The following is a 14,685-nucleotide window of genomic DNA, read 5'->3' on the forward strand; positions in this document are numbered from 1 at the left end:
ATTTTAATACGCATTTTTATCGCCGGCAATTGATTTCCAGAAAGTTAATACTATGATCTTTAGGTCAAGAATGAAAGTCCAGTTTTCAAGATACCATACATCGGCCTCAACACGTTCCAGCATAGCTTCGGTTGTTTTGGTTTCACCGCGCAATCCGTTTATCTGTGCCCATCCGGTAATGCCTGGTTTCATGAAATGACGTACCATAAACTGATCTATTAATTGCGAGTATTGTTCTGTGTGACTTAACATATGTGGACGAGGACCAACGGTAGACATATTCCCGATTAGTACATTGAAAAACTGGGGTAGTTCGTCGAGACTTGTCTTGCGCATAAAAGTACCAATTTTTGTAATACGTGGGTCGCCTAATGTAGCTTGTAAATGCTCGAACTTGTTGTCAATTCTCATGCTTCTGAATTTATAACATTTAAACGCATAATTGTCACGTCCAGAGCGCATTTGAGTAAAAAAGATAGGGCCTTTTGATTCTAACTTGATCAATATTGCCAAAATTGGGAACAACCAACTAAAAACGAATACAATAATTATTAAAGAGAACACAATATCAAATATACGTTTAATTGCTCTGTGCAGAATATTTTCTAAAGGTTCAGCCCTAACCGACAGAATTGGAATATTTCCTAGATTTTGCAGATAAGAAGTGTTTTTAAAATATTCATGATATTCTGGTACTATTTTAAACCTGATTAGATTTTTATCAGAGTCTGACATTAAACGTTCAATAGTTTTATGTTCAGAATAAGGAAGTGCACAAAAAATTTCTTCTACGTTGTTTTTCAGCACATACTCCATACATAGACTTGTGTCACCAAGATAAAGATGTTTGGGGTTAACCTTTGACGGCTCATCATCAAAAAATCCCAGAAGATTATAACCTTTAAGCACTTTATTGTTAAACTGATTATAAAGTTCATTACCTGCACGACTTGCACCTACTATAATAGCATTTCTGGAATTACTCATTAATACATGATCGCTTTTCCTGATTATAAAAAATATAATCTTCCAGATTCCTAATAATATCCCGAATAAAGACATGGAGTAAAACAGGTAATCCTGTGTAATAAAATATGATTTAGTGCCTATAACTATAAGAATGATAACACAAATTAAGCTAAGGTAAAGAAGGTAAGTCTTTATTGCGCTGTGATAAACTTTTATGTCGATGTCTGAAACTGCATTATATAAACTGGTAACATTGGATGATAAAAGCCATAGCAGGTTGAACACCAAAACTACAGGAAGGTAATTTTTATTGTTCATCCATGAAATTAGAGAGTTATCCAGAAGATTGTAAACAACAATCAACGAAATGTTGAGTAACAGATAATCTAAGGTTAGATTTATTGCATTATAAAACTGTTTGTACCTGTGTACCATATTCTATAGGATTGATGTTTATTAACATGCAATAACTATGCTTTAAAATGAATTCCTCAATATATCATCTCATTTTTTGAGATGATTTGAGTATATTAATACCTTTTCTGTGTAAAATGGCTCCTAATGCTAACTAACTGTAGATAATTATTTTAACATACTTGTATCCATAAGTATTTAACATACTTAGCACCGTGTAATAAAATCCCCATTTGAGTAAAAGTTTATACAAGGGTAATACTAATTCCAACTAATGAATTATTGTTCAGTTTTGAATCTGTAGAGAATATCAGACAAGTGTTGAGAATAAGAGGCAGTTCTACCTACTCAAGCCTGCGAATATTTTTATTACTTTAAAAAAAATAGAGTTTTGTGTAAACAAATGGAAAAATACGATCGCTTTCTTGCAATAATTACAACCTCAATCAGCAATAGCTCAGCAGTTTATTTGTGAATATGACGCTTAAAAAAATGCTTTAATTTCAAGTTTAATCATTGCGATTATAGAATTGAGTGAGAAAAATAATTTGATTTAATTTGTTATATTTAAGTAGTTTAAAAAATTGATTTTTTTTTGATTCAAATGCAGCTTGAAACATTAATTTGAACTAAGTCGTTAAATACAACAGGAAAATTGTTATGTATTCAAACATTTTTTTGGAAAAATAGTTGTTGTTTGTCGAATGGATATGTATATCGCTTAGCTTTTATTTACTTTTGTATTGATTAAAATTATATTCAGAGTGTTGCAAATCTTAGTTCCTTATGGATAAATTGATTATGTCTACCTTGAAAATTTATTAAAATGTATATTTTCAAATCAGATTAGGCATAATTCGTGTAATGACCTCAGTAAAATTAATCATGAAAGAATAAGACTTATCTTATTTCATCAGTTTTTTAATTTATCCAATAATAGAAGCATTTTAAAACAATAATGTATAATTCAACCAACTCTTTTATGAATTTTAAATCAACCAAAGTATCGCTTTTCATAGCAATTATTGTCCTGTTTTGCTGTTCATGTAGTTCGTACGAACATGTTCCATACTTTCAAGATTTAGATCAAAGTAATATCACGAGAGAAGAAATAAATAATTATTCTCCATTAAATATTCAACCCGGTGATTTATTGGCAATTAGTGTCAGCAGTCCATCATCCGGTGCTGAACAGTTTAGTTATAATTTAAACCGGATAAGTGGCTCGCAAGGTGATACCAGCCCGCAAAACTCGGTTATTGGATATCTGGTAGATAATAATGGTAATATTAATTTGCCTTTTGTTGGTCAAATGAAAGTTTCGGGACTTACCACTAATAATTTAACTGATCAACTGCAAAATGCGCTGGTAAAAACTTTTACTAAACCAATTGTTAATGTAAGAATTTTAAACTTTAAAATATCAGTTTTAGGCGATGTGGCACGTCCGGATATATTTACTATTCAGAATGAGCGTATCACCTTACCTGAAGCGTTAAGCCTTGCAGGTGACCTTAACATAACTGCTATTAGAAATAATATATTATTGATAAGAGAAATTAACGGAAAACGTGAGTTTATACCTATTGATCTTAACTCCAAAAAACTATTTGAGTCGCCATATTATTATCTCAAAAATCATGATGTAATTTATGTCACTCCAAATAAGACTAAAGTTTCTAGCAACAATACTGCAGGTTTTCAAAGAGCCAGCTTAATAATTTCGGCACTCTCTGTAGTTGCTCTTTTTGTTGTTTATCATAAATAATTAATTAATCATCCATGGGCATTAATAATAATGAAAATACAAATAAGTTTGCGACTATCACACTTCCGCTATCGCAAACTCAAAGTCAAACATTCGATATCAGTAAACTAATTAAAAAGTACACTTTTTATTGGCCGATATTCTTTTTGTCATTGGTCATATTTCTCGTTTCTGCGTTTCTGTATATTAAGTTTACTAAACCTACATATCCGATAACAGCAACTATTGAGTTTAAAAACACAAACAGTTCCGGATTCAGCAATCCTGATAAAAATAGTTTACAAGGGCTTGATCAAATAAGTAAACCTATTGACTTCAAAAATGAAGTAGAGGTTTTAAAATCCAAAAAAATCATGCTACAGGTTGTCAATGGTTTAAATTTATGGATTAATTATTCCAAAAAGGATGGCTTAACAGTTACTGACCTTTATAAAGCAAGTCCAGTAAATTTTCAATTTATAAAACAACCTGCTTCTATTGACTCTAAAGGCATACAACTTGACATCATTATAAAAGACGGGAATACGTTTATAATAAAAGATAAAGATGGAAAACAAACTGAATTTAAATTCGGACAATACATACAAAGTAATTTTGGATTGTGGAAATTAGAGCGTAACCCATTATTTGCAAGTTCAATCGGATCTAATATTAAAATTGATATATCTGATCCTTCAATTGTAGCCGATGGCTATGCAGCAGGAATAAAGGCCAATTTAGAAGATAAAGACGTTCCCTTCGTTGCATTAATGCTTTTTGATGGAAATCCTGAAAGAGGTGAAGATATTTTAAATAATGTAATCAAAACATATTTAAAATTTGTAATTGACGAAAAAAACAAGAAAACCGAAGCAACAATTAGATTTATAAGTAGAAGAATTGATTCAATTGGCAGAGATTTGCGGGGGGATGAATCACAGTTGGAAAGTTATGCTAGTGGCCAGGGGCTAACTGATATTAATTCACAATCACAAACGTACGTTCAGGATAAACAAACTAATGATAAGGCACTTAATGATATCAATATCCAAATCAGGATTATTAACAATATAGAAAATTATCTCAATTCATCACAAAATTCCGAAAGACAACCTTCTACTCAAGGGTTAACGGATCAGGGATTGAATACTATGCTTGACAAACTCTCTGAGCTACAACTTAACAAACAACATCTTTTAGCAACAAACCCTCCTGGTAACCCTGTATTTGAGCCCATTAATAACGAAATAAGAAGCTTACAGGAAAAAATAAGAGAAAAAGTACGAACCAACAAGGAAGCACTCTTGTTGACAAAGAGTCAACTTGAATCATACGGTTCCAGATCAGCGGGGCAAATAAAAAACGTTCCGGGCCAGCAAATGAAGTATAATGGCATGAAACGCGATAAGGACGTAGAAGAGGGTCTCTACACTTTTTTATTGGAACAACGTGAACAACTTTCACTAAAATATGCATCAACTGTTTCTGACGCCCAGGTAGTAGATGATGCACATGCCGGTCCGCCATCATGGCCAAAACCAACATTATTCTATATGCTTGCATTTGCAATGGGTATTTTTGTTCCAATTGGTATTATTTATGCCATGGATATTTTTGATTTCAATAAAATCACTAATCCTAAACAAATTGAAAATGCAATAGATATTCCTATTCTTGGTGAACTTTCATTTCAAAAATCAAATACTCCGCTTGTAATTTCACAAGGAAAAGAGAACAATGCAATAGGTGAACAATTCAGACTGATACGTACAAATTTAAGTTACCTATATAATAACAGAGATATCAGCAATCTTTCTGTCGGCAAAGTAACCTTATTTACTTCTAGTACAGCCGGAGAAGGTAAAAGCTTCATTAGTTCAAACTTAGCATTGACATTAGCTTACTCGGCAAAAAAAACCATTGTACTTGAGATGGATTTAAGAAAGCCTAAAATTGCAGCGATGTTTGATCTACCCTCTGAAAAATTAGGCATAAGCGATTATCTTGGTGGTGAGAAAATTAGTATTGAGGAGCTTATTCAGCATACCAATGTGCCGGGGCTTGATATAATTAGTTGTGGAACAATTACCACAAACCCTTCTGAATTGCTGGAAAAAGATGAATTAGGATATCTGCTGACTGAGTTACGCCAAATGTATGATCATGTTTTAATTGATAGCCCTCCAATACACCTTGTTACCGACGCCTTAATCATAGCCAGACATGCTGATGTTTCTTTATATATTATAAGGCAGGGATACACACAAAAAGAGGAATTAGACTTTATTAAAGCTGCTAATTTAGATAGCAGGTTACCTAATCTCAATATCATTTTTAATGGGATTAAAAGAGTTAAATACGGGTACGGCTATAATTATGATAGTGGTTACTATGTTGTTAACTAGATTTATTCCTTGAGGTATAGTATATGTAAAGATATATTCTTAACTAATTCCCAATACAGGTAAATCACAAGAAGGCATATTAAGTTAGAATAAAAATTAAAAGATGTAAATATCCCCCGCCTAAGGTGGGGGCTTTATTCTAACCCATGAAAGGGGATGTTCGTTAAAATAGTTTCAGATCAGTACTGCATCTTCTTTCCGATCCTCTGCTTCCTGGTACTTCACATAATTCTTTATTCGTTCTTCATCTACACCTACTGTGCTGACAAAATACCTTCTGCTCCAAAAGTGATTCACCCACAGTACGGGCTCTTACGCAATGTCGGATCACTCTTAAACATCACAATCGCCGTCTTTCCTTTTAATAATCCCATGAACTCACTTACACTCATCTTCGGACGTATACTGCATACTAAATGCGCATGATCTGGTTGAATATTCATCTCCAAAATCTCCACATCCTTCCATGCACATATCGTCCGAATTTTATCCTCCATCGCATCGGCAAGCACATCCCGTAAAATCTTAAAACGATACTTTGGCGTCTAAGCTATGTGATATACACAATAGTAAAAGCTATGAGATAGTTTCCTGTATTTCGTCACTTATCAAAGTTACAAAAACTGGCCTTGCCTTTATTTCTAACCTACCGCCTAAGGTGGTGGTTTTTAGGGGGAATAAAAAAATAGCCTAGCGACAATTGTCGTTAGGCTATTTTTATGATTTAAATTTAAATTTATTTTGAGGTAATTATAGTAGTTGGAAGAATAGCAGCAGATAAACTTGCTTTTAAAATATTAGTACTCCACTGTACTGGCATAACATATTTAGTTGGGTCACACCATTCATCCACTTCCAATCCTGCCTTGTTTAAGAATTTAATTTTGTTATAACCAACTGTTATGCCGCTGCTGCCGACACCAGAATAGTTAGCATAAGCTATACCGCATAAGGCCATGGCTGTGGGAGTACCATAGATAAGATTATGATCAAATTTTATGTGGTTACCGCCTTGTATTTGTATACCTACAGCACCCGGGTTAACCAATATGTTACCACGTGCTACCTGGTAAGAGCCACCCAAATCACCTAAACATATACCAGCCCCACCTCCAGAGTCATTCTGAGCTTGTCCTCCTCTTATCCAGTTACCAATAAGTTGAATAGAATCTCCAGCCAACCCATTAGACCTATACACGCTTAATCCATCCTGTGGATGCTTTGCCACGCCGGCGATGTCTTCGCATTTATTATAATTGATTTGATTACCACCACCATTAACATTATCAAATTGCACGAAGTTGCCTGAAGGGAAAGGACCATTCATATTCAAGAATTGATTATTGTTAACCTTAATTGTGCTAGACATCACAGCAGTAACACCAGCCTGAACATTAGTAATAAAGCAATTATCAACAGTTACATTTTTGCAATTGTATAATTGAATACCAATATTAAGCGAATTGTATACCTTACAATTAGTAATGTGAACATTAGAGCAGTTTTGCAATAGCAAACCTACTTTATTTGCACCGTTACAGTTAATTGAAAGACCACTGATTGTAATATTACTTTTGTTTACATAAGTAGTTGGTGCACTAACAATAGAGGCTGTCGTTGCCAAAGAACTCGATGTATTAGCAATTGTCATGGAGTTTGAAGGTGTAGCTTCGCTTGTTGGTGATGTAACGCTTGCATCTTTTTGACACGACGTGATCATTGATGCTGATAATAGGACTGCTATAGACGAAGCAAGCCCGATCCGGAGTTTTGTGTTCTTAAATTTCATAATAGTTAAATTAATTAGACCTTTTTACGTGAAATTTCTAATATTATTGTGCAACAGATTAATTTTTTTTCATTTTTTTTTCGAAATGTCTTTGTCTAGTTAATAATTATCGACCATTAATATCAATAAATTACTCATTATCAGTATTTTATGTTAAAAAAAGCGATGTTTTAAAATTTATAAAAATTAAATAAAAAATATTAACATTTTGTTAATTAATCTTAAGTTTTACTTCCTAAAGCGCATAACAAATACTCCTGGTTTGAGTAAATTTCATTTGAATGTGCTTATTTTAGAAAACTGATGAAAAAGAATAACCTGGTTGGTTATTTTATTAAATACCTGTGAACCAACTGCTAAATAAGACTTAATTCCCGTTTTTCATTAAATACAGGGACTCAACTATCATTATGTTATCCTAAGTAGTAAAAATGGTCCTTCCCAAATATAAACGTCCTATTTCTGACTACAATTTTATGATTATTTTAATTTTTCATATTCCGGGATTCTTTTTCTCTTGTTTCAGATTTAATTTTTTTCTTTGTAACAAGTAATATTTTATTGGATTGGTACTGATGAGAAGTTTATAAAGCATCAAACCAATTCGAAAATAATACGTTAAGAGGACAAAATAAAGAAACGATAATGATTGCATCCATCAGGAATAAAGAATTCAGGGTGCTTTGAGTGGTTGATCCCAAATCAAATTTTTCCAAATCAAATATCGTTGAGATATGATAATTTATGAACATCACCATTGTCTTGAATGAGGCCTATCCAATTGGGATGGCTGCTACAAATAGGATACACCTATATGCAAAGCGATTTAAAGAATGCGGGCATAATGTAGAGATAATTGTCCCCAGACCGACTGAACGTCATCATACAATTCCAAAGAATCATGAAATAAAAGGTGAGTATGAAGGAATTCCTTTTAAATATCCGTTAAGTCCGGTCAGGAACAATTCCTTTATTAAACGCAGGATAAACGATTTTTTATCCTTCTTTAAAACAACTGGATATATATTCAGAAAAAAACGTAATACCGATGTATTGCTTATAGTCGACAACCGGTGGTATATGATCTTCACTTGCAAGATATTTAGTTTATTTTATAAATGTAAATTTGTTCTTGAGATAAGTGAATTCCCATTTGTGTTCTATGATAACAATTTCTTTAATAACATTTACAGGTCGCTGTATATAAAGAACATTTTCAGGTTATTTGACGGCTTAATAGTAATTTCTGATAGCCTTTTTTCCTATTTCGAGGATAAAATAAATAAGAATGCTAAACAGATAATTATCCCGATCTTAACCAATACCCACAATTTTCAGCCTTCTGCAAACAATAGCGGTGAGATTGTTTATACAGGGGCATTGAATCAATTTAAAGACGGTATAATGGACTTGTTGCAAGGGTATGTCACGTTCAATAAGAAAACACCAGGTAAAAAACTAGTTTTGATGGGGGATTTGAATGTTTCTCCTGATAAAGATGAGGTGATCGCATTTATTGATAAAAACAACATGCGTGAAAAGATCGAAATAACAGGATATGTTGACAGGTCTGTAATGATCCGACGAATGAGTGATGCTGCAGTTTTAGCATTAGCTAAGCCCTCTAATAGACAAGCAGAACACTGTTTTCCAACCAAAATAGCAGAGTATCTTTCTACAGGTAAACCAGTATTGACAACAACCACCGGCTCAATTCCTCAATTCTTAACCAATAGAAAAGATTCTTATTTAACCGAACCCAATAACCCTGATGAGTTGGCTAATACTCTTTCTGATATCTTTTCGGATTATGACCAGGCAAAAATTGTTGGAAAAAATGGGCGTGAACTTGCACAAAATGAGTTCGATTATAACAAACAGGTGGATAAGATCATAACTTTTTTCAATGAATTGTTGAATAAGAAGAATTGATCATCATCTAATAGCACAGTTAATTTATCGTATAAGTATATAATAAATATGGAAAATTTACAAAGTCAAAATCCCCTTAACATACTAATGGTAAATTGGGTATGGTTCCAGATAGGAGGGGATTGGACTTATGTTGATAATGTAAGAAAGCTTTATCAGGGTAAAGGACACAACGTAGTGCCATTTGCTATGAAATCTGATAAGGATTTTGATAGTTACGGATACGACAAATATTTTGTTGATTTTATCGATTATAAAAAGCTAAATGCGAATAAAGGTATGATCAGCGGTGTAAGAGCTTTAACCAAAAGCATTTACTCTAAACAGGCTAAGATGAATATGGAAAGGCTATTGACTGACACCAAAATTGACATAGCACATTTACATAACATTAACCATTACATTACGCCGAGTATATTACCGGTGCTTAAAAAACACAAAGTACCCGTTGTTTGGACGTTACATGATTATACTTTAATATGTCCTGAAAACTCCTTTATTTCACATGGAAGCATTTGCGAAAAGTGCAGAGGGGGGAAGTTTATACAATGTGGTATTAATAAATGTAAAAAGGATTCGTACCTCGCAAGCTCGTTAGCAGGGTTGGAGAATTATGTTCACAGGTATATGCATTTGTTTAAGCACGTGGATTATTTCTTATGCCCATCGGAGTTTTTGTACAAAAAATTCTATGAGTTCAACTTTTTTAAAGACAAGCTAAGGTTGACCAATTTGTGCTTTAATTTTAATAGAGAGGCTTTGGCGTCTCAAGAAAAAAAAGATGACGAAAAATACATACTATATGTGGGTCGGCTTGAAAAAATTAAAGGTGTAACGACGCTCTTAAAGGCAATAAGCGGACTGGATATCCCGCTTAAGATAGTAGGCGGTGGTAATCTGCAGCCAGAAATACAAGCATATATCAACGCCAATAATTTAAACAACGTGCAATTGCTAGGCCATAAAAGCTTGCCCGAAGTTTATAACCTGATCACCAATGCTCAATTTACGGTATGCCCATCTGAATGGTATGAAAATTATCCGTTTTCGGTAATTGAGGCTATGTCCTTTAAAAAGGCTATTGTGGGTGCAAGAATAGGTGGTATACCTGAACTAATACAGGATGGAAAAACAGGTCTGTTGTTTGAATCATTTAATGCTGATGATTTGAGAGAAAAAATTGTTAAGCTGTGGAATGATGACAATTTGAAAAAAGAATTTGGCGAGAACGCCTATCAATTTATTTCTAATCAGGTGAGCTATGACAGGCACTACGGCATTTTAAAAGATATTTACAGTAATTTAAATGTTGCACTCTAACAATCCTGTATGAAAATAATGGTACTGGGTACCCGTGGTATACCTGATATCCCCGGAGGAGTGGAAACACACTGCGAACATCTTTATCCGAGAATGTTAAAGAATGGTGAAAACAGTATTACCGTTATTTGCAGAAGTAATTATGTGGAGGACAAGAGCCGCAAAGAATATAAAGGCATCAACCTGAAGAATATTTACTCGCCAAAAAGCAAATCTTTTGAGGCTATAGTACACAGCTTTCTTTCAGTAATATATATTGCTTTTAAAAGACCTGATGTAGTCCATATACACGCCATTGGCCCTAATTTGGTTACGGGGTTAGCCAGGCTATTCAATTTAAAAGTGGTAATGACCCATCATGGCCCGGATTACAAAAGGATGAAATGGAATGGTTTGGCGAAATTCTTTTTAAAAACAGGTGAGTGGATGGGCGTAAAATTTGGCAATCATGTCATCGTAATATCCCAGGAGATAAAACAACATATTGCTGATACTTATAACAGAACCGATAGCATACTAATACCTAATGGTGTAGACAAACCAACAGTTAGTACCAATACTGATTATTTAGAAACATTAGGCATCACGAAAGATCAATACATTTTTACCTTGGGTCGATTTGTCCCCGAAAAAGGATTTGATTATCTGATTCGCGCCTATGCCCAAACAAACCTATCAAAAAAATACAGACTGGTTATAGCTGGTGATGCCGATCACGAATCGGAATATTCACTAGAACTAAAGGCATTGGCAAAAAAAAACAATGTGGTTTTAACTGGCTTTATAAAAGGGGAGAAGCTGCAACAGCTTTTTTCATACGCTGCTTTGTTTGTATTGCCATCCTTCTACGAAGGTCTTCCAATTGCCCTTTTAGAAGCAATGAGCTATGGATTGCCTATTTTAGCAAGTAATATCCCTGCAAACACACAGGTTAACTTACCACAAGACTGTTACTTTAAAGTCGGTAACGAGGCTATGTTAATATACTATATGGATAGCTTAAAGCTAAGGGAACAGGAAAGGTTTGAATATCAGATGAAGCAATATGATTGGGATTTGATCGCTGATCAAACTTTAGATGTTTACAAAAGTTTAATTTGATTTATTACCAGGAAATTTTAAATCATTTCTTGGTAATAATCACTGCTGGCAAAATGGATTCATTTAAGTCAGCGCTGAAAATATTAGTCGACAGCCCATCTGGTGTATATCTTGCTTTGGGGTCTATCCAAACATTTTGCTCTTTACCTGATGGCGTGATCCACTTTATTTTATTGTAAGAATAGGTAATATCACTTGTTGATTTGCCAGAATAATTGCCAAAGCCCATGCCCACAACACTAAAGGGTGTAGCCGCACAATAAATAATGTTATGATCAATTTTTATATGATCACCACCTTGTGCTTGTATGCCTACAAAACCGGGGTTAACCAATATATTGTCACGAGCCACCTGGTAAGAACCACCTACATCGCCTAAAACTATACCAGCGGCACCACCAGAATCCTTTTGTACCTGTCCGCCCCTTATCCAGTTACCTATTACTTGTATAGAGTCACCAGGCAAACCATTAGACTTATAAACACTTAGTCCATCCTGGGGGTGTTGTGCCACACCGGCAATATTTTCACACCGATTGTAATTGATCTGGTTACCAGCTCCATTCACATTGTCAAATTGCACAAAATTCCCAGCCGGATAGGGCCCGTTCATGTTAAGAAACTGGTTTTTATTGACTTTGATGGTAATACACTGTATAGCATTTACCCCTGCTTTAACATTAGTAATAAAGCAGTTGTCGATAGTTATATTTTTACAATTATACAGTTGAATACCAAATGTAAGTGAGTTGTATATTTTGCAATTGGTAATGTGAATATTCGAACAGTTTTGCAGCAGCATACCTATGTTGTTCGCGTTATCACAATTTATTGAAAGATTACTGATAGTAACATTGTTTTTACCGCTATAATGAATAGGAGGTGAGGGGGTATAGCCAGTATCCGCTAATAATGAGCTTGTTAGTAAAACAAGAACCATTAACAATGTTATTGGCTTAATAATGATAGTACCAATTTCCCAAATCCGTGTATTGCAGTGCACTCTCATTTTATAAAATAAATTAAAACTATCCCTGGTTAATTTGATTAAAAAATCATTGTTTGGTTTAATATACTAATGGTACAATTATTTTAAACTTTGGTTTTAATTCTATTCCCTGCCGAAACTTTATCATGCTTTAGTACGAGTATTTTGGAATATTTTGTAAGCGGGGTTTCTACACATTTATAAAAAATTATACCGCCAATAACTGTTAATAAGAAAATAACGAATAAAATAGATTGTAATACCAGTCCGTTTGTGGTATGGGACACAGAAACAAATTTCTGAAAAATTCTTCCGAATCCTCCAAGAAGAAATGCATGAGATAAATAGATCGAATAAGATGCTTCTCCTATTAGTAACAATATTTTTGAACAATTTATTTTTTTGTATGTATCGATTACCACTACATTGTATAGCAATATTCCGTTAAAACCAGCCAATAAAATTACATTCAAAGAAGTCTTTGTTAAATCAATGTTGCATGCATATGCAGCTATGCCAAATGCCAAAGGAACTGAAATAAGAACTATATAAGAAATCAATTTTGGAATGCGGTATGACTTTTTAAATAAATATGCAACCATGCATCCTGATATAAACTCAATATTTATTGTGTCTAGTATTTTTGGGATAAAAATGCCATGAAAATTGTAAAGTAATCCTTGACCAAATATGAGCAATAGCCATATAATTAAAAGAATTCTGGCTCTTTTAAAGCCAATAATTATAGCAATGAAAAATAATAAATAAAAAATCACTTCATAGCTTAGTGTCCACGCAAGCTCTAAGAAATACCGATTTTCTAGTGGTAATAATAGATAACATCCAATTATGTAAAGCCATTCAGTGAAAGACTTTATGTTCATGTAGTGATCCAGGTGCGGACTTTTTCCATGTAACACAACCACAAGAACAATTAAAGTAATAGTTGCCATGGCCCAATATGTAGGATAAATCCTGACAAATCTTTTTTTCAGAAATCCAAAAGGATTAGATTGATTAACTATGTCTGAGTAATGAACGTAGGTTATGATGAAACCACTCAGCACAAAAAAAAAGTCAACCCCCATAAAGCCATGTGAGAACAAATTATTAAATGCAATTGCACCAAAATAAGATTTTGACGTATCCCCAAGGTGAAAAAGTATCACTGATATTGCCGCAAATCCTCTGCATACTTGTAACAGGTTTAACCTCTGTTTCATAAAATATAATTAACACGATAAACATTGACAGAAGTTGAGGAACAAAAAAACTTCATTGATTGTTTCTTATTTAATTATGTAACCGTAAATCTGGACAATGACCATTGGGGGTAAAAGTGCTAATAATATTATATTAAAAAAAGTAAGTTGCTCTTTGTGATCGAAATTTGCCTGTAAAATAAATATTAAAGGTTTTCCCAATCATTTTGCTTCACTCTTCTACAGTAAGTATATCTGCATGACGGGGGAAATTCGGGGACCAGCGGCTGCTATTTTTTATTCAATTCGATACGCCCTTCCTGGTTGATCTTGTAACCGCTTTTACTGTCGAGTTTTTGCTTGATAGGTCGCAGATCAAGATGAATATGTAGTTTATGACCGTCAGGGCCATGGTTAGGTGCATGAATAATTCGGCCAGTACCAAATTTTTTATTGAGATCAACCGCCAATGGCTTGTCGTTATAAATTGCACGCCATTCAAATTTGCCAGTAGTTGGATCCTCTTCTTCAGCTACGCTATTCAAGTCATCAAAAAAAGTTCTGACTGTTGTACGGTTCCAGAAATCGCCTGAAAATTCATCTGCATCCGGCACCTTTACCAGATTAGCGGAGAGGAAAATATCCACTGAAAACTCACCCCATGAATGCCCGGGATAAGTTCCTGCTTTCCAGCTTGTATTTTTCTTACGCAAACGCTGCAACAAGTTGGTCACATCAGACGCAAAAGCGTGAAATCCCTGTGCCTGCCGGAACCTTTCCCTGGCTTTTACAATTTTTGCCTGTAGTGCCACTTTCTT

General features: G+C 34.0%; 10 protein-coding genes and 1 pseudogene. 5 read left to right on the forward strand and 6 right to left on the reverse strand.

The window, feature by feature from the left end; genetic code table 11:
- Positions 1-3: 3 nt before the first annotated feature.
- A complete protein-coding gene (locus ACPPVU_RS15165) occupies positions 4-1,404 on the reverse strand; it encodes an undecaprenyl-phosphate glucose phosphotransferase (protein ID WP_426667363.1) in 1,401 nt (466 codons plus the stop codon).
- A 961-nt stretch (positions 1,405-2,365) separates the two neighbouring features.
- Here ACPPVU_RS15165 and ACPPVU_RS15170 point away from each other — a divergent pair.
- Complete coding sequence (locus ACPPVU_RS15170) at positions 2,366-3,151, forward strand: polysaccharide biosynthesis/export family protein (protein ID WP_426667364.1); 786 nt, start codon at positions 2,366-2,368, stop codon at positions 3,149-3,151.
- A 14-nt stretch (positions 3,152-3,165) separates the two neighbouring features.
- Positions 3,166-5,535, forward strand: a complete 2,370-nt coding sequence (locus tag ACPPVU_RS15175) for a GumC family protein (protein ID WP_426667365.1) — start codon at positions 3,166-3,168, stop codon at positions 5,533-5,535.
- A gap of 174 nt (positions 5,536-5,709) precedes the next feature.
- On the opposite strand, the pseudogene tnpA reads toward ACPPVU_RS15175, so the two are convergent.
- Both tnpA and ACPPVU_RS15185 read right to left on the reverse strand, forming a co-directional pair.
- A pseudogene (tnpA, locus tag ACPPVU_RS15180) lies at positions 5,710-6,140 on the reverse strand (IS200/IS605 family transposase).
- A gap of 131 nt (positions 6,141-6,271) precedes the next feature.
- The gene (locus ACPPVU_RS15185) at positions 6,272-7,324 is read right to left on the reverse strand and encodes a right-handed parallel beta-helix repeat-containing protein (RefSeq protein WP_426667366.1); all 1,053 of its coding nucleotides are present in this window, start codon (positions 7,322-7,324) and stop codon (positions 6,272-6,274) included.
- Positions 7,325-8,068: 744 nt separating this feature from the next.
- Between ACPPVU_RS15185 and ACPPVU_RS15190 the strand changes: the two genes are divergently transcribed.
- Genes ACPPVU_RS15190 through ACPPVU_RS15200 form a run of 3 tightly spaced genes read left to right on the forward strand, consistent with a single transcriptional unit; the run spans position 8,069 to position 11,677 of the window.
- Entirely contained in the window at positions 8,069-9,256 is a 1,188-nt protein-coding gene (locus ACPPVU_RS15190) for a glycosyltransferase (protein WP_426667367.1), read from the forward strand.
- A gap of 48 nt (positions 9,257-9,304) precedes the next feature.
- Positions 9,305-10,576, forward strand: a complete 1,272-nt coding sequence (locus ACPPVU_RS15195) for a glycosyltransferase family 4 protein (protein ID WP_426667368.1) — start codon at positions 9,305-9,307, stop codon at positions 10,574-10,576.
- A 9-nt stretch (positions 10,577-10,585) separates the two neighbouring features.
- Positions 10,586-11,677, forward strand: a complete 1,092-nt coding sequence (locus ACPPVU_RS15200; protein ID WP_426667369.1) for a glycosyltransferase family 4 protein — start codon at positions 10,586-10,588, stop codon at positions 11,675-11,677.
- 22 nt (positions 11,678-11,699) lie between these two features.
- On the opposite strand, the gene ACPPVU_RS15205 is transcribed toward ACPPVU_RS15200, so the two are convergent.
- The 3 genes from ACPPVU_RS15205 to ACPPVU_RS15215 all read right to left on the reverse strand — a co-directional run bounded on the left by ACPPVU_RS15205 (position 11,700) and on the right by ACPPVU_RS15215 (position 14,679).
- The gene (locus ACPPVU_RS15205) at positions 11,700-12,686 is read right to left on the reverse strand and encodes a right-handed parallel beta-helix repeat-containing protein (RefSeq protein WP_426667370.1); all 987 of its coding nucleotides are present in this window, start codon (positions 12,684-12,686) and stop codon (positions 11,700-11,702) included.
- Between the two features lie 83 nt (positions 12,687-12,769).
- A complete protein-coding gene (locus tag ACPPVU_RS15210) occupies positions 12,770-13,888 on the reverse strand; it encodes an acyltransferase family protein (protein ID WP_426667371.1) in 1,119 nt (372 codons plus the stop codon).
- A gap of 269 nt (positions 13,889-14,157) precedes the next feature.
- The gene (locus ACPPVU_RS15215; RefSeq protein WP_426667372.1) at positions 14,158-14,679 is read right to left on the reverse strand and encodes a hypothetical protein; all 522 of its coding nucleotides are present in this window, start codon (positions 14,677-14,679) and stop codon (positions 14,158-14,160) included.
- Positions 14,680-14,685: the final 6 nt, after the last annotated feature.

The organism is Mucilaginibacter sp. McL0603 (assembly GCF_049992945.1).
Classification (GTDB): domain Bacteria; phylum Bacteroidota; class Bacteroidia; order Sphingobacteriales; family Sphingobacteriaceae; genus Mucilaginibacter.